General features: G+C 60.6%; 21 protein-coding genes. 10 read left to right on the forward strand and 11 right to left on the reverse strand.

The features are described from left to right. Nucleotides 1-45 precede the first annotated feature (45 nt). The 7 genes from GOQ25_RS11075 to GOQ25_RS11105 all read left to right on the forward strand — a co-directional run bounded on the left by GOQ25_RS11075 (nucleotide 46) and on the right by GOQ25_RS11105 (nucleotide 8,727). Nucleotides 46-570 (forward strand): sigma-70 family RNA polymerase sigma factor, encoded by a 525-nt coding sequence (locus GOQ25_RS11075; protein WP_202109413.1) that lies wholly within the window; start codon nucleotides 46-48, stop codon nucleotides 568-570. An 8-nt stretch (nucleotides 571-578) separates the two neighbouring features. Continuing rightward, nucleotides 579-1,565 (forward strand): FecR domain-containing protein, encoded by a 987-nt coding sequence (locus GOQ25_RS11080; RefSeq protein ID WP_160350526.1) that lies wholly within the window; start codon nucleotides 579-581, stop codon nucleotides 1,563-1,565. A gap of 148 nt (nucleotides 1,566-1,713) precedes the next feature. Beyond that, nucleotides 1,714-4,206 (forward strand): TonB-dependent receptor, encoded by a 2,493-nt coding sequence (locus tag GOQ25_RS11085; RefSeq protein ID WP_236844552.1) that lies wholly within the window; start codon nucleotides 1,714-1,716, stop codon nucleotides 4,204-4,206. Nucleotides 4,207-4,428: 222 nt separating this feature from the next. Further along, nucleotides 4,429-5,913, forward strand: coding sequence for a SulP family inorganic anion transporter (locus GOQ25_RS11090; protein WP_160350527.1), 1,485 nt, complete (start codon nucleotides 4,429-4,431; stop codon nucleotides 5,911-5,913). Between the two features lie 61 nt (nucleotides 5,914-5,974). Next, nucleotides 5,975-6,970 (forward strand): NAD(P)H-quinone oxidoreductase, encoded by a 996-nt coding sequence (locus GOQ25_RS11095; RefSeq protein ID WP_160350528.1) that lies wholly within the window; start codon nucleotides 5,975-5,977, stop codon nucleotides 6,968-6,970. Between the two features lie 110 nt (nucleotides 6,971-7,080). Further along, entirely contained in the window at nucleotides 7,081-8,166 is a 1,086-nt protein-coding gene (locus GOQ25_RS11100; protein ID WP_160350529.1) for a nitronate monooxygenase family protein, read from the forward strand. 240 nt (nucleotides 8,167-8,406) lie between these two features. Beyond that, nucleotides 8,407-8,727, forward strand: a complete 321-nt coding sequence (locus tag GOQ25_RS11105; RefSeq protein ID WP_160350824.1) for a cupin domain-containing protein — start codon at nucleotides 8,407-8,409, stop codon at nucleotides 8,725-8,727. A 99-nt stretch (nucleotides 8,728-8,826) separates the two neighbouring features. On the opposite strand, the gene GOQ25_RS11110 is transcribed toward GOQ25_RS11105, so the two are convergent. Next, on the reverse strand, nucleotides 8,827-9,435 hold the full coding sequence (locus tag GOQ25_RS11110; protein WP_160350530.1) for a TetR/AcrR family transcriptional regulator: 609 nt from the start codon (nucleotides 9,433-9,435) through the stop codon (nucleotides 8,827-8,829). A gap of 111 nt (nucleotides 9,436-9,546) precedes the next feature. Between GOQ25_RS11110 and GOQ25_RS11115 the strand changes: the two genes are divergently transcribed. Beyond that, nucleotides 9,547-9,939, forward strand: coding sequence for a RidA family protein (locus GOQ25_RS11115; RefSeq protein ID WP_160350531.1), 393 nt, complete (start codon nucleotides 9,547-9,549; stop codon nucleotides 9,937-9,939). Between the two features lie 23 nt (nucleotides 9,940-9,962). Here GOQ25_RS11115 and GOQ25_RS11120 read toward each other — a convergent pair whose 3' ends face one another. The 8 genes from GOQ25_RS11120 to GOQ25_RS11155 are packed head-to-tail and all read right to left on the reverse strand — an operon-like array spanning nucleotide 9,963 to nucleotide 17,293. Next, a complete protein-coding gene (locus tag GOQ25_RS11120; protein WP_160350532.1) occupies nucleotides 9,963-10,829 on the reverse strand; it encodes a hypothetical protein in 867 nt (288 codons plus the stop codon). Next, entirely contained in the window at nucleotides 10,829-11,803 is a 975-nt protein-coding gene (locus GOQ25_RS11125; protein WP_160350533.1) for a CoA ester lyase, read from the reverse strand. Before GOQ25_RS11125 ends, GOQ25_RS11120 begins: the two co-directional genes overlap by 1 nt. Nucleotides 11,804-11,841: 38 nt before the next feature. Next, the gene (locus tag GOQ25_RS11130) at nucleotides 11,842-12,717 is read right to left on the reverse strand and encodes a CoA ester lyase (protein ID WP_160350534.1); all 876 of its coding nucleotides are present in this window, start codon (nucleotides 12,715-12,717) and stop codon (nucleotides 11,842-11,844) included. Next, nucleotides 12,710-13,504 (reverse strand): ABC transporter ATP-binding protein, encoded by a 795-nt coding sequence (locus GOQ25_RS11135; protein WP_160350535.1) that lies wholly within the window; start codon nucleotides 13,502-13,504, stop codon nucleotides 12,710-12,712. Before GOQ25_RS11135 ends, GOQ25_RS11130 begins: the two co-directional genes overlap by 8 nt. Nucleotides 13,505-13,523: 19 nt before the next feature. Continuing rightward, nucleotides 13,524-14,705: an amino acid ABC transporter substrate-binding protein gene (locus tag GOQ25_RS11140; protein ID WP_160350536.1), complete on the reverse strand. Its 1,182-nt coding sequence runs from the start codon at nucleotides 14,703-14,705 to the stop codon at nucleotides 13,524-13,526. Nucleotides 14,706-14,760: 55 nt separating this feature from the next. Continuing rightward, nucleotides 14,761-15,474 carry an ABC transporter ATP-binding protein gene (locus GOQ25_RS11145; RefSeq protein ID WP_160350825.1) on the reverse strand — a complete coding sequence of 238 codons (714 nt, stop codon included), beginning with the start codon at nucleotides 15,472-15,474 and terminating at the stop codon, nucleotides 14,761-14,763. After that, the gene (locus GOQ25_RS11150; protein ID WP_160350537.1) at nucleotides 15,471-16,433 is read right to left on the reverse strand and encodes a branched-chain amino acid ABC transporter permease; all 963 of its coding nucleotides are present in this window, start codon (nucleotides 16,431-16,433) and stop codon (nucleotides 15,471-15,473) included. The genes GOQ25_RS11145 and GOQ25_RS11150 overlap by 4 nt, the downstream gene beginning before the upstream one ends. Next, the gene (locus GOQ25_RS11155) at nucleotides 16,430-17,293 is read right to left on the reverse strand and encodes a branched-chain amino acid ABC transporter permease (protein ID WP_160350538.1); all 864 of its coding nucleotides are present in this window, start codon (nucleotides 17,291-17,293) and stop codon (nucleotides 16,430-16,432) included. The genes GOQ25_RS11150 and GOQ25_RS11155 overlap by 4 nt, the downstream gene beginning before the upstream one ends. Nucleotides 17,294-17,771: 478 nt before the next feature. Here GOQ25_RS11155 and GOQ25_RS11160 point away from each other — a divergent pair, with 478 nt between their 5' ends. Then, nucleotides 17,772-18,557: a GntR family transcriptional regulator gene (locus GOQ25_RS11160; RefSeq protein ID WP_160350539.1), complete on the forward strand. Its 786-nt coding sequence runs from the start codon at nucleotides 17,772-17,774 to the stop codon at nucleotides 18,555-18,557. A gap of 3 nt (nucleotides 18,558-18,560) precedes the next feature. On the opposite strand, the gene GOQ25_RS11165 is transcribed toward GOQ25_RS11160, so the two are convergent. Beyond that, on the reverse strand, nucleotides 18,561-19,514 hold the full coding sequence (locus tag GOQ25_RS11165; RefSeq protein WP_160350540.1) for a hydroxymethylglutaryl-CoA lyase: 954 nt from the start codon (nucleotides 19,512-19,514) through the stop codon (nucleotides 18,561-18,563). A gap of 17 nt (nucleotides 19,515-19,531) precedes the next feature. Then, the gene (locus GOQ25_RS11170) at nucleotides 19,532-20,746 is read right to left on the reverse strand and encodes a CaiB/BaiF CoA-transferase family protein (RefSeq protein WP_160350541.1); all 1,215 of its coding nucleotides are present in this window, start codon (nucleotides 20,744-20,746) and stop codon (nucleotides 19,532-19,534) included. 258 nt (nucleotides 20,747-21,004) lie between these two features. On the opposite strand from GOQ25_RS11170, the gene GOQ25_RS11175 reads away from it, so the two are divergent. After that, entirely contained in the window at nucleotides 21,005-22,237 is a 1,233-nt protein-coding gene (locus GOQ25_RS11175) for an SLC13 family permease (protein WP_160350542.1), read from the forward strand. Nucleotides 22,238-22,260 lie beyond the last annotated feature (23 nt).

Below are 22,260 nucleotides of genomic sequence, written 5' to 3' on the forward strand. Positions count from 1 at the left end.
TCGGTAATCATAGTTATTCTCATTAACATTTGTTTCGACCCTTTCATGCCCGCGTCCACCGCTCCCATGCGACCCACTTCGGCCGAGTCGGACTGCGTCGGCTCGCTCTACCAAGCGCATCACGCCTGGTTGACGGGTTGGTTACGCCGCAAGCTGGGCAATCAGCATGACGCGGCTGACTTGGCGCAGGACACTTTTGTGCGTCTCATGCAGTCGCGGCTGGCCGCCGGGCTGCGCGAACCGCGCGGCTATTTGACGACCGTGGCGCGTGGGCTGGTGGTCGACTTGTGGCGACGGCGGGCATTGGAGCAGGCCTATCTGGAGGCATTGCAGGCCCTTCCCGTGGAACACCATCCCTCGGTGGAATCGCAGGCATTGATTCAGGAGCGGTTGATACAGCTAGATCGTCTGCTCAACGGCTTAGGCGCGAAGGTCAAAGCGGCCTTTCTACTGTCGGTGGTGGAAGGCGCCACCTACCCCATCATCGCGCAACGCTTGCAAGTCTCGGAGCGCACGGTGGGCAACTACCTCGCCCAGGCGATGGAACGTTGCTGCCTGTTGATGGAGTAAGCCCACCCGTGTCCGCTACGCCTCCCTGCCCTCAACGCACGGCGATCCAAGAAGCCGCCCGATGGTTCGCGCTGCTGCAGGCGCCCCAGGCAGACGAGGCGACGCGGACGGCTTGGCGCCAATGGCTTGCGCGTGACGCGGTCAATCGCAATGCGTGGGCCAAAGTCGAAGCGGTGCAGCAGCAATTCGGCGCGGTGCCGGCCCAGATCGCGGTACCAGCTTTGCAAGGGGTGGACCGCGCGCGCAGGAGACTGATGGGCGGCGCGATAACCGGGGTGGCTGCGGTTGCGATCGGCAGCTGGTTTGCCAAGGATGCCAATCGCGCCCACTGGACGGCCGACTACCGTAACGCCGTCGGCGAGATCACCCCCCTGCCCCTGCCGGATGGCACCGTCGCGATCCTGGACACGCGCAGCGCCGCCGATGTCGAGTACAGCCCTACCGTCAGGCGCATCGTGCTGCGCGCCGGCAGGCTGTATGCCAAGACTCACACCGATACGATGGCCCGCGCGCGTCCCTTTATCGTCCGCACGCGGCACGGCGACGTGGAGGCGCTCGGCACCGAGTTCATGGTGCGTGTCACGGACGCGCACAGCAAGGTCTGGGTCAATGAAGACGCCGTGCGCATTACGCCACGCAATCCGTCGGCAACGCCGCTGATCCTGAACGCCGGTCAGCGGGTATCGTTTGCCGCCGGCGGCTTCGACAGCGAGGCGCGGGCGGCGGACGAAACCCTCGCAATGGGCGAATTCGCTTCTTGGCGCAACGGTTCGTTGATCGCGACCAATATGCCGCTCTCGCACCTTGTCGAACGGTTTCGCGCGTATCACCGCGGCTATTTATTTTTGGACGGCAGCTTGGCGCATCTGCCGGTGTCGGGGGTTTTCCCTTTAGGCAACACCGATCTCGCGCTCGCTGCCTTGGAGAACATCTATCCGGTTCGGATTCGGCACGCGACGCGGTTCTTCACGTGGATCGAACCGCGAGAGGCATGACTGGCGCGCATGGCGGACATGCGGGCGCCAGGCTCGGCCAGTTGTCCCGGCTGAGATTACATTTAGAAACGATTCTTGTTTCCGGTTTTTCCGTTGTCGTTCGGCATACAGGAATTAGTCACTTTGTTGCTACGACTCTCTGACCACTATGTCGACACAGACCCCGCCATCGTTGCCCTTTGCTTCGTTTTCCTCGCCGCGCGTCCTGGCGCGTAACCGGTTGGTGCTCGCGCTGCAAGCGGCGTTGATGTTCAGCGCTTTACCCGTTGCCGCACAGACCTCGCCGCCTGCCGTAAGCGCGGCGGCACGCACGTACAACATCGCGGCCGGCCCGCTGCTGCCTGCGCTGCAACAGTTTGCCGCGCAGGCGGGCATCGCCTTGACCTTCAATGCCGACGCGCTGAAAGGCGAGACTTCGCCCGGCGTGCAAGGGTCATACTCGGTCGACGCGGGCCTGCGTCAGGTGCTCGCAACTTCGAACTGGCAGGCTAGACGCAGCGCCAACGGCGCTTATGTCCTTGAAGCGAAACCGGTCGCGTCCACCGCTTCCAGCGTGACGCTGGCGCCGGTGACCGTGACGGCCAGCGGCATGACGCGCACGGAGAACTCCGGCACCTATGGCGGGCGCGGCACCTCGGTGTTCAAGGGCGACATGTCCGTGCGCGAAACCCCGCAGCCGGTCACCATCATCTCGCGTCAATTCATTGACGACCGCGAGATGCCCGACTTGACCGACGTCATGCAGAACACGCCGGGGGTGACGGTTGGATATACCGATAGCGAACGGGTCAATTACTATTCGCGCGGCTTTCAGATCGATTCTTTGCAGATCGATGGCCTGAACGTCTATCAAGCGGGCTCGACTTTTATTCAGCCCGATACGGCCGTGTTGGATCGAGTCGAAATCCTGCGCGGCGCGGCGGGTATTCTGCGCGGCGCGGGCAATCCGTCGGCCACGGTGAATCTTGTGCGAAAACGTCCGACGGCGGATTTCCAGGCCAGCGCCAGACTCACCACCGGTTCTTGGGATCGTTACCGCGCCGAGGCCGATATCTCGAGCCCGTTGAATGAGGCGGGCACCGTGCGCGGACGCTTGGTCGCGGTGATGGACAACAAGGACTTTTTCCAAGAAGCGCGCGAGGAAAAACGGCGCGTTTTCTATGGCGTGCTTGAGGCGGATGTCACCGACAACACCACTTTGACGGCAAGTTTTCAGCACACAGAATTGAAGGCCACTGGTGCTTGGGGCGGGCTGCCACGCGACTTTGATGGCGGCTCGCTGCATTTCTCCCGCGACACGTATCTGGGCACGGACTGGAATCATTGGAACCGCTACAACCAGCAAGCCATGCTGGAACTCGAACACCGTTTCGATAACGAATGGAAGGTCAAGGCCAGTGCGGCGAACACGCGCTTTCGCTACATGGACGGCGGTTTTAAACAAAGCTATATCTCGCGCTCGAGCCGCACAAACCCGTATCTGTTCGACGTATCGACCTCCATCTATCCGGACTCCGCGAGCGATCAAAATGCGTTCGCCCTGGTGGCCGATGGACCATTCAGTGCATTTGGACGGGAGCACTACCTGACCGTGGGCCTGGAGAGCAACTACAACCGCACGACGGGCTCCAGCGGCTACTACAACGTCGATGTCGTCCGGAATATCGACATCCGGAACTGGGATCCCTATACGACCTATCCGGAGCCATCGAATAACAGCGCGGGCACCTACTACGAGGCGACCAACAACATCACGAAGCAACAGGCCGCCTACGCCATCGGCCGATTCTCGCTGGCCGATCCTCTGACTTTCCTGCTGGGCGGACGCGCAACGTGGTGGGATTACAAGGTGCCGGGCAACTCGGCCAGCAACTACAGCGTCGATAACGAAATCACGCCTTATGTTGGCCTGATCTACGACTTGAACGACACGTGGAGCCTCTACAGCAGCTACAGCAAGATCTTCGTTCCGCAAAACGCCTATAGCGCAAGCGGTGCGCTGCTGGACCCGATCCGGGGCGAAGACTACGAGGCCGGTTTAAAGGGCGAATTCTTTCAAGGCCGCTTGAATTTCAGCGCCTCGGTATTTCGCATCAATAACACGGGCCGCGCGATGGACGATTCGAGCGGCCCCTTTCCTTGCCTGCCCAATTATCCCAACGGCTATTGCAAGGTCGCTGGTGGCAAGACGCGCAGCCAAGGCTGGGAACTGGAGCTGACCGGCGAGATCACGCCGAACTGGCACATCATGGCGGGCTACACGAATACGCAGACCAAATATATCCGTGATGCGTCAGACGCGAATGTCGGGCAACCTATCCGCACGCTGGATCCGCGTCAATTGTTCCGCTTGTTCACCACCTATCGCCTGCCCGGCGAGTGGCGCGGGCTGACGATTGGTGGCGGCGTGCAAGCGCAGAGCAGCACCTATGCCTCGAGCCGTGGCATCGAGGCGCGTCAAGGCGGTCACGCGATCTATAACCTGATGGCCAGCTATGACTTCAACGAAAACTTGCGCCTGCAGCTGAACGTCAACAATGTGTTCGACAAGAAGTACTACCGCCAGGTCGATGCGACCGGCATTAGTAACTACTACGGCGATCCGCGCAACTTTATGCTGACCTTGAGCGCGCGGATGTAAGGGTTGGCCGGCGCCCGATTCCGAGCTGGGGCGGCATCCCGCCCCAGCCACGCGTTGGACGCCTTTTCCCTGGTCTACTAAAATGGCGCGCGCTTTAAAACGCTTCTGTTTCCAGGCCCGCGCCGACTCCCCGCGACATTAAGACAATCTTTCGACTGCCTCAATGGGTGCCTGCTTGTGTGCTGCGCTGGCCTGTTTCCACACTAATCATTAGGCCGTTTCATGCTCACACGCTCTTTACGCGAAGAATGGTTTTCCAATATTCGCGGCGATATCCTCGCGGGTATCGTAGTCGCGCTCGCGCTTATCCCCGAGGCGCTGGCGTTTTCCATCATTGCCGGGGTTGAACCGAAAGTCGGCTTGTACGCGGCCTTCAGCATCGCGGTCGTCGCCGCGATTGCGGGCGGACGGCCGGGGATGATCTCCGCGGCTACTGGCGCCGTGGCGCTTCTGATTGGTTCGCTCGTCAAGAATCACGGCGTGGAATATGTGCTGGCCGCCGGCATCCTGGCCGGGTTGCTGCAGATCGGCGCGGGCTATCTCAAGCTGGGTTCGCTGATGCGGTTCGTCTCGCGCTCGGTGATCACGGGCTTTGTCAATGCGCTGGCGATATTGATCTTTCTGGCCCAGTTGCCTCACCTGGTCGATGCGCAGCCGGCGGTGTATGCGATGGTGGCGGGTGGCTTGGCGATTATCTATATCCTGCCGAGGTTTACCCGCGCCGTACCGTCGCCGCTCGTCTGTATCGTCGTGCTGACGGCCATCACGATGGGCATGCAATGGGATCTGCCCAACGTGGGCGATATGGGCGCGTTCCCCGATGAACTCCCCTTCTTCGCGCTGCCCGCGGTGCCATTCTCGTGGGAAACGCTGAGCATCATTTTTCCGTATTCCGTGAGTATCGCGCTGGTCGGTCTGCTTGAATCGCTGATGACGGCAAGCATCGTCGACGACTACACCGACACCCCTAGCAATAAGAACCGCGAATGCCGCGGCCAGGGCTGCGCCAATATCGTGGCTGGGCTGCTGGGCGGCATGCCGGGTTGCGCCATGATCGGCCAGACCGTGATCAACCTGAAGTCTGGCGGACGCGGGCGGCTGTCTACGTTCGTTGCTGGCGTACTGTTGCTGATTCTGGTGGTCTTTCTCGCACCGTGGGTGCGTCAGATCCCGATGGCGGCGCTGGTCGCCGTGATGGTCATGGTGTCGATCAGCACGTTCGACTGGCGCTCAATGGCGCGCTTGAAAACCAATCCGAAAAGCTCCTCGACCGTCATGCTGGCCACGGTCGCCGCGGTGGTGGCCACTGGCAACCTCGCCATAGGCGTGGGCATCGGGGTATTGCTGAGCGCGATCTTCTTCACCGAGAAAGCCCGCCGCGTACTGGCCGTATCCTCGACGCTGGACACCGCGACGGGTCAGCGTCACTACGTGGTGCGCGGCCAGGTCTTTTTTGCCTCGTCCGAGGCACTGGTATCGGAATTCGACTTCAAGGAAGCCATCTCGTCCGTTCTGCTGGATCTGTCGCACGCGCATTTCTGGGACATCACCGCGATCGAGGCGCTGGACCGCATCATTCATAAATTCCGCCGCAATGGGATTGCCGTCGAGGTCACCGGCCTGAACCGCGCCAGCGCGACCCTGATCGAGAAATACGCCACGCATGACAAACCGGGTGCTAATGTCGCATCATCGGGTTCTCATTGATTCGGTCGGGCACGATAGCCGCGGCCGTTGATATTTCTGCTGGATAACAAAGGATTGCGCCATGACGCTGAACTGCACGTTTATTGACCACGGCCAGGGCGGCTCGCCCGATTGCATGAAAATTGCGACCCGTCCCATGGAAAGCCCACAAGGCCGTCAGGTGTTGATCGAAGTCGCTTACGCCGGCGTAAACCGCCCGGATGTATTGCAACGCGCGGGCTCCTATCCGCCTCCTCCGGGCGCGTCGCCCTATCTGGGGCTGGAGGTTTCCGGACACATCATCGCCGTCGGTCCCGAAGTGCAGGACCGCAAGGTGGGTGACACCGTATGCGCCCTGACGCCCGGTGGCGGCTACGCGCAGTACTGCCTGGCCGATGAACGCCATTGCCTGCCGATTCCCAAGGGTCTGGACCTGCTGCAAGCCGCGGCCATTCCCGAGAACTATTTCACCGTCTGGACCAATGTGTTCGAGCGCGCCGCCCTGAAACCGGGCGAGCGTTTTCTCGTGCACGGCGGATCGAGCGGCATTGGTCTGACCGCGATCCAGCTCGCGCACGCCTTCGGCTCGACCGTGTGGACGACCGTGGGTAACACCGACAAGGCCCAGGCCTGCAAGCAAGCTGGCGCCGACCACACGATTTTGTATCGCGAGCAGGATTTCGAGCAGATCGTCAGCGAGGCGACCAAGCGCCAGGGCGTCGACGTCATACTCGATATGGTGGGCGGCGACTATATCAACAAGAATCTGCGCAGCCTGGCGGTCAACGGCCGCTTGGTGCAAATCGCTTTCCTGGAAGGCAGCAAGTCGCAGATCGATGCCTTGCCCATCATGATCAAGCGCCTGTCTTTTACGGGATCGACCCTGCGTCCGCGCTCGGACGAGGACAAGGGCAAGATTGCGCAGGCGCTCGTGTCGCAGGTCATCCCCTTGATGGAAAAAGGCCAGTGCCTGCCCTTGATCCACGAGGTTTTCGATCTGAAGGATGCGGCCGCGGCGCATGCGCTGATGGAAAGCAGCAAGCATATCGGCAAGATCATGCTGAAGGTCAAAGGCTGAATCTACCCCGCCTGCCACGCAGCTTGATCGCGGCGCCGGACATGGTGGGCGGTAACGCAAGCGCAGCCCCGCAAAGGTTTCCGCGCGCCGCGTCTTCGCAAGGAACGAGCATGTCCACGTCGCAGACCTTCGTACAGACTCTTGGCATCCGGTATCCGATTATCCAGGCGCCCATGGCGGGGACGTCAACGCCGGAGCTTGCCGCCGCCGTCACGAACGCGGGCGGCCTAGGCTCGCTGGGAATCGGGGCGAACACGGCCGAGCAAGCGCGCAAAAGCATAGAAGCCACCCGCGCGCTGACGGCGGGCCCGTTCAACGTCAATGTGTTTTGCCATCAACCTGCGGCCTATGACGCAGAGCGCGACGCGGCGTGGCTACGGCATCTGGAGCCGCTCTTTACGGAGTTCAATAGCACGCCGCCCGGGGAGCTTCATGAGATCTATAAAAGCTTTTTGCAGGATGATGCCGTATTCGACATGTTGCTGGAACAACGACCCGCCGTCGTGAGCTTTCATTTCGGCGTGCCGGCTGCCGAGCGCGTCGAGGCGCTGCGGCGTGCCGGCATTTATACGATGGCGAGCGCCACTAATCTGCAAGAGGCAACGATCATCGAAGAACGCGGTGTGGATGCCATCGTGGCGCAAGGCATCGAAGCCGGCGGTCACCGTGGCATGTTCGATCCCAAGGCCACCGATGAACGGCTGAGCACCTTGGTGCTGGTACGCCTTCTTGTCGGTCACACCCGTCTGCCCGTGATCGCTGCGGGTGGCATCATGGACGGCCACAGTATCCGGGCAGCGCTGAGCGCAGGCGCCGCAGCGGCGCAACTGGGGACGGCGTTCATCTTATGTCCCGAATCTGCCGCCAGCGCCAGCTATCGCGCGCACCTCAAGAGTCCGCGTGCTGCCCATACGCGTTTAACCGCCACCATTTCGGGACGACCCGCCAGAGGGATGGTGAACCGGCTGATCGAACATGGGGAATCCGCGGGTAGCCCGCCCCCCTCGGCATACCCGTACGCTTACGACGCCGCCAAACAACTCCACGCGGCCGCCAGTCGGCTAAAGAATATGGAGTTCGCTGCGGAATGGGCGGGCCAAGGCGCACCATTGGCGCGCGAAATGCCGGCCGCCGAGCTGGTGTCCACGCTCGTGCAAGAACTCGGCACCGAGGGCAGCAACCTCGCGCGCCCGTAATGGCTAACCCTCGTAACTAGGTGAAAGCTCTAATACCCTGGGATAATGACCACGCTGAGAATTGGCGCCCGGATCGAGCGGCGCGCCCCATCAGCACTTTCATTTAATGTCCGGTGGCGGTTTACTACCTCTGATTCCACAGATCGTTGCCACGGCAACATCACCCTTTATTGACTCCCTTAGTTGACATACCAAGTGACTGACAAGCAACCCAAACTCGTACGCATTAGCACCGGCGCCATGGTCAACCCTACGGTGGGCAAGCCTCGTCGCCCCATGGAAGGCGACACGGTTCATCGCACCGTGACCGCTTTCGAAGGCAACCAGGGGCGCGCCTCCTCCGGCATCTGGGAAAGCACTGCCGGCAAGTTCCGCTCGGACACCACGGGCTATATCGAGTTCGGCTACATCCTCGAAGGATCCTGCCGCATCGTCGATCCCGATGGCACCGTGCACAATCTGAATGTCGGTGACGCGTTCGTCATGCCCGAAGGCTTTAAAGGTCACTGGGAAGTCGACGAGTATGCGAAGAAAGTCTGGTTTATCTCCGAGACCAACTAAGGATCGCAGCGCGGGTCGCCGGGCTCGCGCGCTCTTTCCTTCGGGAAGCCTATCGGCAGGCGCGCGTTGTGGGATGAAAGCCGCAACGCGCGATTCGCATCAGGCGGTGTCCTTCTCGCGAAGAAACCCGCTCATCAAATGTTTGAACGCCGTAATTGCCTTGGGCAGTACAGCTGCCGGGTCGTCGCTGGCCGCGACCCACAATGCCGCGTTCAAGGCGGCGCCGTTCATCAGCCGCGCGGCCGCTTCGACATCCACGTCCTTGATCACGCCCTGCTCTCTCAAGTCAACGAGCGTTGCCACCGTGGCTTGAAGACAGCTGTTCTGACTTGGCCATTGACTGGGGTCTCCCAGAAACGCTGGCCCGTCCAGCAACACAATCCGCTGTATCTCCGGATCGAGCGCCAGTTCCATATAGCAGACGCCTTCGGCGACTAACTTGTCCCAAGCGCTTCCCAGCTTGAGCTTTGCCACCGCCATCTGCGCTCGCGCCGCCATCTCGCTGTCGACCTGCGCGACCACGGCCGCCAGCAGACCCTTTTTATCGACAAAGTTGTGATAGAGCGCGCCGCGCGTCAAGCCGACCTCGGCCGTTAGCTCGTCCATGGAGGTCGCTGCGAACCCGTTTTGGGCGAACGCGTGCCTTGCAGCGGCGATCAGCTTGGCCCGGGTTTCAGCCATTTTCTCTAAGCGCTTATTCGTAGCCATGATTTCGCATACGCTGCGTATTTGAATTTGACATACGCAGTGTATCTCAACTAAATTGACATACATAGCGTATGTGAAATTGTGCACATGCGCAAATCCAGGAGCCTTTCAATGTCTACAAATTCCCCCATCTTCCCCGCTCGACGCCAAGCGCTCTATGAGAAATACAGATACTCGGCCGCGACTCGTTCTGGTGATTTGTTGTTCGTCTCGGGTCAGGTAGGCTCGCGCGCCGACGGCGAGCCCGAGCCGGACCTGGAGGCCCAAATCCGACTCGCATTTGATAATTTGCAGGCCACGCTCGCGGCGGCGGAGTGCACATTGGCCGATATCGTCGATCTGACGACGTATCACACCGACCCGGAGCATCAGTTCGAAACGGTATTGAAGGTAAAGGACGAGATCTTTCCCGCCGCGCCCTACCCCAACTGGACAGCGGTGGGGGTGAACTGGCTGGCGGGCTTTGATTTCGAGATCAAGGTGGTCGCGCGAATTCCCTCTTGAACGCGCGTGTCCGTCGCTAAGAGCTATAGCAAACGCTGCATCGCCGCGCCCATCACCACCATACGGCTGATGGCTTGGCCGGTGAACGCGTTTAGCGAAGCGGCCGCGGCCTCGCGTGCCTCGGCCGCCAAGCGGTCTGGCGCTTCGCCAAACCGGGGCAAACGAGCGGCAATCGAGCGCGCTTGCTCCAAGGTGCTTCGCACTTCGGCCGCCAGCACGCCGTCACGCTGCGGTCGGGCTAGCACCGTACAAGCCAGCGCGAGAAACCCCGGCCAGTGCGCGAGATGCCGATACAGACTTGCCACAATCGCGGTATCGGCAATCTGCCCGTAGCTGTTGAGCACGTCGATGACTTTCAACGTGGCTGGCGACAAGGTATCCAGGCCCGGCAGTGGCAGCGCTGCGCCGGGGGTCCTTGCGGTTGCTGGCGTGGTTTCCCCAGCCGCGCCCGCTTCCGACCCAGCCGTTTCAGCGGCATAGGCGGCGTCATCGATATCACCGCCATCCAGCCGCGCGCCGGCAGCCAGCAACGCTAGCAGCGCGCGCGCGTTAGCATGCCCGTAATCGGCCAGCATGGCCGTGATGGCCTGACGCTCACTTTCCCCCAAATTAATCAACGTCAGCGCCTCGGGCAAGCATGGCTCAATCAAAGTATCCAATGCAGGCACCCGTGCGAGGGCATCTGCCGCCCGGTCGAATGCAAGCATCGCATACAGGGGTTTGACCGCGGCCCACGTCCAGGGCAATACGCCCGGAATCGTGGCCAGATGACGCCATACCAGATTCACGAAAGGCACATTCAGAGTCTGGCGAATGTCTTCGTACAGATCGGCCAGTTCGCCCGTCGCATCGGCTTCGGCAATGGCAGGTACGGGATCGGCGGCGCGCATTATGCGGCTCCTTGCGATTGTTGCTCGATCAACGCCTGCCGATCCGCGATGGCATTCGCTTGCTTTAGATGCGCCATATCCACCAGCACGCCACCGTCGCCGACCGCCCCGTTGCCCTGACGATTCGAGGCATCGATCATCTCGCGGATACGCAATGCCCATGACAACTGTTCGGGCGTGGGCGAGAACACCTCGTTGGCCAACGAGATCTGAGTCGGATGAATGGCCCACTTGCCTTCGAAACCCAGGGCCGCGGCGCGCTGGGCGCATGCTCTATAGCCGTCCGCATCGCCATAATCCGTGAATGGCCCATCGATCGGGCGCAAGCCGTTCGCGCGGCAAGCGTTGGCAATGCGGGCCATGGCAAAATGCCATTGATCATTCCAATGACGCTCACGCACCGTGCCCTCTCCATGAGTCAGCACCGCGTATCGCGGACTCGGTGTGCCGAAGACGGGATCAAACGTACGCATCTCGACGGTGTAATCGCCTACGCCAAAAATCATCGCCTCCAGCCGGTCCGAGCTGGCCGCGATCTCTTCGACATTGGCCACGCCGCGCGCGGTTTCGATCAGCACCTCGATACCCGCACGCTTGGTTCGACCCGTCTCGCGTTCGATCAGGTTCAGGATCTGTTCCACGAACTGCACATCAAAGGCCGATCCGGCCTTGGGTAACAACACCAGATCCAGCCGAGGGGCTTGGCGCACCACATCGACGATGTCCTGCAATGCCCATGGGGTGTCCAATCCGTTCACGCGCACCGCGAGAGTCTTGGCTCCCCAATCTATCTGGTTAAGCGCGGTAATCGCCTCGGCGCGCGCCTGATCCTTCATCTGAGGGGCGACGGCGTCTTCCAGGTCCAAGAACACCACATCCGCCGCGCTGGCGGCCGCTTTGGCGAAGAAAGCGGGACGACTCGCGGGCACGGCCAATTCGGATCGATGCAAGCGAGCAGGGAGAGAACGAGTCATGTACTGGCTCCGTAGCAAGACAGTGATAAGGTCGCGCGCTAACGCGCCGCGATGGCCGCGGCACGCGCTATCAGGCGCTGGGCGGGGAGAACCAGATCCACGGCCACGAAAACACCGTCGATCACCCCCGTGCCGTGCCCTTGGCGTAAGCCGGCTTCGTATGCGCCGACAATGCGTCGGGCACGTTCGAGTTCATCTTCCGTTGGCGTGAATACGGCATTCACCGGCTCGACCTGGCTTGGATGGAAGACCACTTTGCCATCGAATCCCATGCGTCGCGCGGTTTCCGCATCGCGACGCGTGGCCTCGGCATTTTTTACGTCCTGAAAGTAGGCTGCATCAATCGCCGCCAGCCCGGCCGCGGCCGCCGCGGCCGTGACCACCGAGCGCGGATAGTGCAGGACAAGGTCATCGACGGCGGCCCCCAACGCAGAGGTGTAGTCGCCGGAGCCAAAGAATAATGCTGTGCTGCGCGCGCAGGCATCCGCGATGGGCAAAGCCTGCAAAATACCGCGTGGCGTCTCGAGCATGACGATCAGTTCGATGGCTGCCTGCTGGCCTTGCTTGGCCTCCAGCTCTCGCAACTGTGCGTCCAATGCGCGCAGCGCGTCGGCTGATTCCACCTTGGGCACCATAATGGAATCCACCTGCGCCAGCGGCAATGCCTGCAGATCGAGGCGGGATTCTGGCGTGTCCAAACCATTGATGCGCACGCAGCGCTCCGTGTGCCCGCGCGGTAACTCTCTAAGGGCCGAGGCGACGTCATCGCGCGCCTGCGCTTTACGATCCGCAGGCACGCTGTCTTCCAGATCGAACACCACCGCGTCGGCGCCATAGCTTGGCGCTTTGGCCAAACGATCGGGGCGATTGCCTGGCGTCATCAACAGTGTGCGCCGCAAGCGCAGCTCAGGCATGGGCGGGCTCCTCGTTCTCCAGGGTCGCGAGCAGGCGGTCGATCTCTTCGGGGACCTCACCCAGGAACAAGCGCTGCACGTTAGGATTGTCGAGCAGTTCTTGCGCCGGCCCCGAATACACCACTTGCCCCGTGTGCATCACATAACCACTATGGGCGATCGCCAAGGCGCGCGACGCCTTTTGTTCGACCATGATGACGGTCAGCCCCTCGGCGGCCAGCATGGTCAGTTTCTCGAATACCTGATCCACCAACTTTGGCGACAAACCGAGCGAGGGCTCGTCCAAAATGATGGCAGTGGGATCGGTCATCAATGCACGCGCGATCGCCAGCATTTGCTGCTCGCCACCGCTCATGGTGCCGGCCAGTTGATTCATGCGCTTGCCTATCACCGGAAAGATGCGGACCATGCGTGCGAGGGCGGCATCGAAACGGGCGCGGTCATTTCCCAATATATAGGCGCCCACATCGAGATTCTCGCGTACCGTCATCTCCGGCAGCACAATGCGGCCTTGCGGGACAAAGGCCACGCCGCGCGCCAAACGCTTGTGTGGAGCCTCGTGTGTCACGTCCACCCCATTGACCTTCACCTGCCCTTTCCAGATAGGCAACAAGCCCGCGGCCGCCTTGATGGCCGTGGATTTCCCCGCCCCATTAGAGCCGATCACCGCCGTGATCGCGCCACGGGCGAACGCCATGTTGGCATTGCGCACAACGGGCACGTCACCGTAGCCGGTAGTCACCGACCGCAGCTCCAGAAAGCGCGCGTCGTCCGATTGCTGTTGCATGGCGTTCTCCTCGCGCGACTTAGCGCTTGTTCCAGGCCGGCATGGGGATCACGGCGTCGGTGGTCTTCACATCCAACGGCATCACGATCTCGCGCTTGCCATCGCGCACTTGTGCGAGCAATCCCGTCACACCGATCTGTTTGCCGGTGTTGGGATCCACCTTGTGATGGCCCATCACGGTATCCAGTTCAAGCGTGGTCAATGTGTCGCGCAGCTTGTCCTGATCGACCGAACCGGCCTTTTTGACTGCCTCCTCTAATACCGTCGCGCCAGCGTAGGAAAACGCCGAGTAGTAGCCGGGCTCCGTCTTGTAGCGGTCCGTATACGCCTTGACGAACTCCGGGTTGCCTTTCGTCTTGAGCGACGGCTCATACAAGGACATGGCAAACACATACTCCGCGTCCTTGCCCGCGCTCTTTAAAAAGTCCTCGATCGATGCGCCGTTGTGGATGAACACTTTGGGCAGATAGTTAGACGCTTTCATCTGACGCACCATCTCGATGGCTTCGTTCGGATAACCGACAGAGACCCAGATGTCCGGCTGCATCTGGCGCGCCTGCGCGATCATGGAGGAGAAATCGGTGGTGCCCGCGGGGAAGAACTCCGAGGTCTTTAAGTCCAGTTTGCGATCCTCGGCGATTTTCTTGATCCCCTTGGCCATATCGCGTGCCGCCGCATAATCACGGCCGAAGAAAGCGATGCTCTTCAAACCATGCTGGTCTGCCAGCGGGCCAATGCTTGCTACATAGGCGCTAATCGGCGCGGCCGTCTGGAACACATACTTGAACCCACGCTCCTGGATCTGCTCCGATGCACCGCCCGAGTTCAGAAACACCCGCTTGTGCTTATTGGCAACCGCCGCTGCCGTCGCTGCCGAAGCAGAACCCCACGGCCCGAACAACAAGTCAACGTTGTCGTCGCTGATCAGTTTCTCGTAAAGACGGGCAGCCGTCGCAGGGTCACTGCGGTCGTCGTAAACCACCAGTTCCACCTTGCGCCCCAACAGGCCGCCACTCGCGTTGACCTCGTCACGCCACAGCTCGACCCCTTGGTAATAATGTTTGGCGCTATCGGCCAGGTTGCCGGATTGCGATAGCGCGACCCCGACACGGATGGGTTTCTCGTCGGCGGCCTGGGCGGTGCCCAGGGCAGCCGCCACGGTGGCGATGCTAAAAAGCACCTTCGCAAAATGTCGCTTCATGGGCTGCTCCTTGTCTCCGGTTATGTGTCCCCCTCGGGACGTATGATTTGGAACCCTAAAAGTACGCATCCTTGACACGCTGGTCATGGCGGATCGTATCGGCATCGCCATGCGCAATCACGCGGCCCTCGGCCAGTACGTATAAGTCATCGCAGATCTCCAGCACGATGCGCATTTCATGGTCGATGAAAAACAGCGTCATGCCTTGCGCACGCAACGCCTGCAAATGCTCGACGATGCGATTCTGCAAGCGCGGATTGATGCCGGCAAAGGGCTCGTCCAATAACAGCATCGTCGGCTGTAGCATCAGCGCCCGGGCGATCTCGACCAGTTTGCGCTGGCCGTACGACAGTTCGGCGCCCCACTTGTCCCGTAGGGAGGTTATTTCCAGAAAGTCCAATAACGCCAGCGCCCGCTCGACCGCCGCGCTATCTGTCATGCCGTGCGCGATGGCAACCAGGTTTTCCAGCACAGTCAGTTCGTTGAATAGCCGTGATATCTGGAACGTGCGCCCAACGCCGCGCCGACAAATGTCCGCGGGCGTCGCGCGCGTCACGTCCTGGCCTTGCAACACAATGCGCCCACCATCGGCAGCCAGCGCGCCGGCAATGATGTTGAACAGTGTCGATTTACCCGAACCATTTGGCCCGATCACGCCGGTGATGGACCCGGACGCAATCTCCAGGCTGGCGCCTTCGAGCGCCACCCGGCCTGCAAAGCGTTTACTGACGTTTTCGACCGACAGCATGGGTTGCGAGGTTGCGCTCATGATTGGACGGGCTCCTTGCGACGTGAGGCCATGCGGCGCAGGTGTCCACGTGCCAAAGGCACCCAAAACCAGGCACGCCGCTGTGCGTGATTGACGATACCGCGCGGCATATAGAGCACGGCGATCAGAATAATGAAGCCCACCAAGGCGAGATAAATCTCGGGTAGACGGGCCCACAAAACTTCGTTGACCACGGACATCAGGGCCGCGCCCACCAATGGGCCGAAGACCGTGCCCATGCCTCCCAGCAGCACCATGGCGATCACCGTCAGCTCCGTCATGGGCGCAAACGCGGTCGCGGGGTCGATGTAGCCCAAATAGCAGGCATACAAGCACCCGCAAACACCAGGCATGAATGCCGATGCGACGAAGGTCCCAATTTTCAGGCGCGTCGTGCGTACGCCTAGCGCGTTGGCGGCAGTCTCGTCCTCGCGGATCGACAGCAGCTGCAAACCCAGCCGAGAACTATCCAGCCGCCACGTGGCCATCACCATGAACAACGCAATAGCACCCACTGCGTAATACAAGTGCGACTGCTCAACAACAACCAGATAAAGGCCCGTGCCGCCTTGCGTGATGTCGTCCATGCCCAGCGCGAGAGACTCGCATACGCGCGCGATCCCAAACATACCGATGGCGAAATATGGCCCCTTCAAGCGCAGCATCACGCTGCCCAACACCGTGGCCAGCAAGCAGGCCGCTACGCCCGCATACAGCGACGCCACGATCCAATGCGTGCCATCCAGAATCGCCAGCGATCCCACATACGCCCCAAGGCCGAAGAATGCCACCTGGCCGAAATGGGTATAACCCGCATAGCCGCCGATGAGATTCCACGAATACGCCAACGCGATGAAGATAAAAGTCTGGATCATGAACGACATACCGTACGATCCAGCCACCCACGGCAACGCCGCCAGCGCCGCGACAATCACGACAGAAACAAACAGGGATTTCATGCGCGTGCTCCTATCCCGAACAAGCCTCGCGGCCGGACAACCAAGACGATCAACATCGCGAGGAACACGGTGGCGCTACCCAGCACCTGCCCGTAGAGATACCCGGCGAACACTTCGAGCACGCCCATCAATAACGCGGCCGCCATCGCGCCGGGATAGCTCCCCATCCCACCGACGATAATCACCGCAAACGCTTTGATGCCAAAGCGCGCGCCTAACTGCGCGTCGGCCGCGAAAGTCGGCGCCAGCAACACGCCCGCCAACCCGGCCATGGCGGCGCCCAACGCAAAAGTCACGTTACGCACCTGATTGATCGATATGCCTGAGATCACCGCCAGTTCCGACGCCTGCGAGACCGATCGGATTGCCTTGCCGAAGCGTGTCGATTGCAAGAACCACCATACGCCCAGCGTGGCTGTCATCGCGACCAGGAACGACACCAAGCGGGCCAAAGGAATATCCATGCCCAGCAAGGGAATGGAGCCGCTCAAAACGGTAGGCAGACCGTGAAAGCCGCCGCCCCAGATCATGAGCGATATATTGATCAAGATCGTGGATATTGCGAACGTCGCCAGCAGCGACATAATGGGCGGGCCATCGATGATGTGGCGAATCACCAGATACTGCATGGCGAGCCCGATCGCCGCGGTCAGCAACGGCACCAGAATCAGCGCGGCGAAATACGGCAGGTGCAACCCCGCCACCAAGGACACCGCGGTCAATGCGCCCACGGCAAGCAAATCGCCGTGGGCGAAGTTGATCACGCGCATCACACCGAAGATCAGATTAAGCCCGCATGCCATCAAGGCATAGAGCCCGCCCAGCAGAATCCCGGCGACTAAAAGTTCGAACACAGGCACGATGAAATTGCCTCCGTGAGTGGCAATAAAGGTTCCGGAATCAGATGACGCCGGCAAGAGTGAGCGTGACGACGCGGTTCTCGGCCGCGTCTGGGCGCGATCAGAAACACTCGTTGTGGCGTTGCCGCGGCTTAGGTCTTATTGGTACTGGGTGAACGCCTTCGGATATTCCACATCGGTTGGGCGACCCAGGCTTCGGTCGGTCTAACGGTCTCACCTTTGCTGCAAAGTGCTGCATGCTTGTCTCCTCGGTGATGCTTGTCGTCTACTGCTGCCAGATTCGATGGCGCCCACTAGTGTCACGTTTGCGGTGCCAACAAGCTGTCTCGGGTTTCTATTTCTTCATTTGTTCGTATGTACGTACAATATGGAGTGATTCTGCGGATGTCAATAGTCGCAATCACGCATACATGGCTTTCCGGACTCGGCGCCAGACACGTCTATTACAATCGCTCCACCTCCAATCGTTGGTCTTCGCATGGCAACTACCCCACCGTCTTCGCCTGTTGCCTTTGATGCGTACTCGGGTGGACGCCAACCGCTTTATGCAACGCTGGCGCGCACGTTGAAGCACGACATCGAAACCGACCGTTACCCGGTAGGCAGCACCCTGCCCACCGAAGGGGAATTGGCGCTGCGCTACAGCGTGAGCCGCCATACGGTCAGACAGGCACTGCGTGAACTGAAAGATGAAGGCATTATTTCTGCCCGCCCCGGTGTCGGCACCCGGGTTCGCGCACGCCCACAATCGCTGCGATTTTTCAGCGGCATCAACTCCGTTTCCGAGCTCTTGCAATTCGTCGACGCGACGGAGATGCACGTGCAATCGCAACGCGAAATCGTGGCCGACGAGGCCTGGGCCGCCCAGCTGCACTGCCAGCCCGGCCAGGCATGGACTGAAGCCAATATCGTCCGTACCTTCGTCGACAGCCGCACGCCGATGAGCTACCTGCAGGTTTACCTGCGTCCTGAGTTCGCTGATGTACTGCATGGCATCAAGGTGCTCAGAAAGCCGATCTATACCTTGGTTGAAGCCCGCTACGGCATACGCATTGTCGAGGTTCAGCAAGAAATCACCGCCGCTAATCTTGATGAGCCCATGGCGCGCGCATTGCACGCCAAAGAGGGCCAAGCTGCTCTGAGAATCACTCGCTACTATCTGGACCGAGCGGGTCAGCTGGTGCAGGTGGGGCTAGGACACTATCCCAGCGGCACCTACACGCAAAGCTCACGCTTTCGCGCGCACGCCGCTGACGACGAATAAGCATCATCCGGGGTACTCGTGCGGATGGTCGCGACCCCATTGGGTCACGGCCTCGCGGGTCGCGCCGTGCGTGGCGTGGCTGCGCGGTTCGATATTCAACCACTGCCCCACCTCGCGGGCCGCCGCCAGAACTTCGTCCGCGTCCAGGCCGGTGTCTATGTCCATCAACCCCAGCATCCGCACCAGATCTTCGGTTGGGAAATTACCCACCGCGCCCAGCGTCTGCGGCATGGCGATGCCACCGCCGATGCCGCAGATGGCGCCTTCCAACCAGGCCGCCCCGCCGTCTAATGCCGCCGCGATGTTCGCCGTCGCCATGCCAGACAAGTTGTGGATATGAAAGCCCAGCTCGACATCAGGATAACGGTCACGCAATCGACCAAACAGTCTGTTCACATGCCGGGGATCCTCCATCCCCACCGACCCCGCCAAGTACAGGCGGCGAATCCCCGCATTGCGAAACTCGCCCACCATGGACGTGATGCGCTCTTCGGGAATGACGCCCTCATAGGGGCACCAGAACGACATTCCCAAAGCCAGCACATAGCGCAGGCCAGCCGCATCGGCAATGCGAAACGCCTCGATCGCCTGCGCGTTGGCGCGTTCCGGGTCCATGTTCTGATTTTTCTTCAGATACGATGCACTGCCGATGGTCAGGCCCACGATTTCGTCGACCTTTGCGTCCACCGCGCGCTGCGCACCGCGGGCATTCGGCGCCAGACCACGATATATCGTTCCTGGCCGTCGATGGATGCGCGCGCAAACTTCCTCGGCATCTTTTAGATTGGGAATGACTCGTGGATGCGCAAATCCCGTCACCTCGATCACGGGCAAGCCCGCTGCCGATAATCGGTCAATGATGCGGACCTTCGTATCGGTATCGACCCAGGAGGGAAAGCTTTGCAGACCGTCGCGCGGGCCGACTTCGACTACCTCGACGCTGGATGGAAAACTCATCGCCATGGCATCCTCCCTCAATCCGCCAACGTAATGCCGGCCTGTTGCAGCTGTGCTTCGGTATAGCCCAACCGATCGATGAGAATCTCTCTATTGTGCTGACCCAAAGCTGGTCCGGGCGTGCGGATACGCCCGGGCGAGGCGGACAGTTTGCCCACGACATTCTGCATGCGTAGCGGCGCGCCCAGCTCATCGTCTTGCAACGTGGCGATGTTCTCCCGAGCCTGAATCTGAGGATCCGCCATGATTTGCGCCACGTTATTGACGGGCGCCATGGTCGACTGCAAATCGGCGGAACGCGCAAGCAGATCGTCCAGATCAAAGCGGGACACGGCGCGCTGCAAGGCCTCGTCCAGTTCTTTGACATGCTTGAGACGTTGGCGGTTGTCGGCAAAACGCGGGTCATCCACGAGCTCGGGAATTTCCAGCACCTGACATATCCGTACAAAGGTCGACTGGGCACTGCCCGCGATCGCCAGCCACTTGCCATCGCGGGTTTGAAACGTGTTGCGCGGCGCGGTAAAGGGAAGCCGGCTGCCGCTGCGCTCTTGTATGAGCCCCAGCTGGTCGTAGTTGATGACGTGCGGGCCAATCAAGGTCAGTAGCGTTTCATAGATGGCAAGGTCCACATACTGCCCCTGCCCCGTGCGTTCTTTGTGGCGTAGCGCCACCATGGCCAGAAATGCCGCCATCAGGCCGGTCGAGGAGTCGGCCAAGCCAAATCCGGGAAGTAGCGGCGGCTGATCCGGATAGCCCGAAATCTGTGCGTAGCCGGCGTAGGCTTCGGCCAGGGTGCCAAAGCCAGGACGCTCCCGATAGGGGCCGGTTTGGCCAAAGCCAGTCACGCGCATCATGATCAGCCCAGGGTTGATCTCCTTTAAGGCCTCGTAACCCAGTCCCCATTTTTCGAGCGTGCCACTACGATAGTTTTCGACCACGATGTCCATGTCGGCCACGAGTCGTTTTACAGCCTCTTGCCCGAACGGCGTACGCAGATCCAAGGTTATGGCGCGCTTGCCGCGGTTCAGCACCTTGTAGTAGAGACCCACGCCATCCTTGTTCTCGCCCCAATAGCGCACCTCGTCGCCGCTGCCTGGACGTTCGACCTTGATCACGTCGGCGCCGAAATCGGCGAGAAACATCGCGCTCATGGGCGCGGCCAGAAAATTCGACAGATCCAGCACCTTGACGCCAGCCAAGGCGTCCTGCCCAACCGAATTTGCAGCGGTCATGTTGTCTCCTCTGTTATGTACGTTTGTACGTACATTAAGCGAGCAATATCCGCCCGTCAAGAACAGAGTTTGGAATGTTTAAAGCGTCTGCGGACTCTGGCCGGTTGGGGCACGTCGCCCTACGGACCTTGGATGTTCCTTTCGCGGCCACGCTGCGGGCAGGCCTTAATTCAACTACTACAATGGCGCCCGCTCGCGTTACAGGCGTATCAATGACCTGACGCGATTCCTATTTCGCAGATCGAACGAACACCGCTTATGCATCTCACATTGCTAATCTTCCTCGTGGTCTACATCGCCATGGGATTCGGCAAAATCCCAGGGTTTAAAGTCGATCGCACGGGCGCCGCGTTGATCGGCGCGGTCGCCATGCTGGCCGTAGGCAGCCTCAGTGCACAGGCGGCGTGGAACGCAATCGACTACAAAACGGTCGGTCTGCTATTCGGCCTGATGGTGATTTCGGGCGCGTTCGCGGTGTCGGGCTTTTATGCGTGGGCGGCACAGAAGGTCGCCACGCTACGGGCGAGTCCCACTGTGCTGCTAGCGGTCTTTATCGCAGTCAGTGGCGTGCTGTCTTCCCTGCTGACCAACGACGTCGTGGTGGTGGCCATGACGCCCTTGTTGGTGTCCATCACGCTGGCCAGAGGGTTGAATCCCATTCCTTTCCTGCTCGCCTTTTGCTTCGCGGCGAATGCGGGCTCGGTCGGTACGCTGATCGGTAGTCCGCAAAATATGATCGCGGCGCAGGCGTTGGATGTGTCGTTTCTCGAGCTGTTAAAGGTCGCCGGTCTGCCCGCCCTGCTGTCATTGCCCATTGTGTGGGGCGTCATTGCTTATATGTTTCGCGGCAAATGGACGCTGGGGCAACAAACCAGCCCCACGCCAGCAGCGCACACCGCGCCGGCTCGCCTGGATTTGATGGATACGATCAAGGCATCGGTGGTGATGCTGGCAACGGTGGTGGTGTTCGTCATGGACATCTGGCCACAGGAAATTGTCGCCCTGACCGCCGCCAGCATACTCCTGATCAACCGCAGCATTGCCTCGAACGATGTGCTCAAGGAAGTCGATGGCAACTTGCTTCTGCTCGTCATGGGCTTGTTTATCGTGAATGCGGCGATGGCCGCGACCGGGCTGCCCCAGACGCTGCTTGCCGATTTGAAACATCTGGGTGTCGACCTCAATGAGCCACTCGCCCTCTATCTGACGAGCGCGGCCTTGAGCAATATCGTGGGCAATAACCCCACAGTGATGCTGCTGGCGCCCTACCTGCAGCCGGGTGCGAATTCCGATGCATTGTGCGCCGCGCTGGCGTTGGGCACGGGCTTTTCCAGCAATATGGTGATATTTGGCAGTCTCGCCGGCATCGTCGTGGTGGAACAATCCAAGGCCTGCGGCGTGAACATCTCGTTCATGGACTTCGCCAAGGCAGGCCTGCCCGTGGCCACGCTATGCATCGTGCTGTCGGCCTTCTGGATTTATTGGCTTTGATCGCAGGCGGGCATGGTGATGTT

It is taken from the genome of Bordetella sp. 15P40C-2, from assembly GCF_009763235.1.
Taxonomy (GTDB): Bacteria; Pseudomonadota; Gammaproteobacteria; order Burkholderiales; family Burkholderiaceae_B; genus Bordetella_A.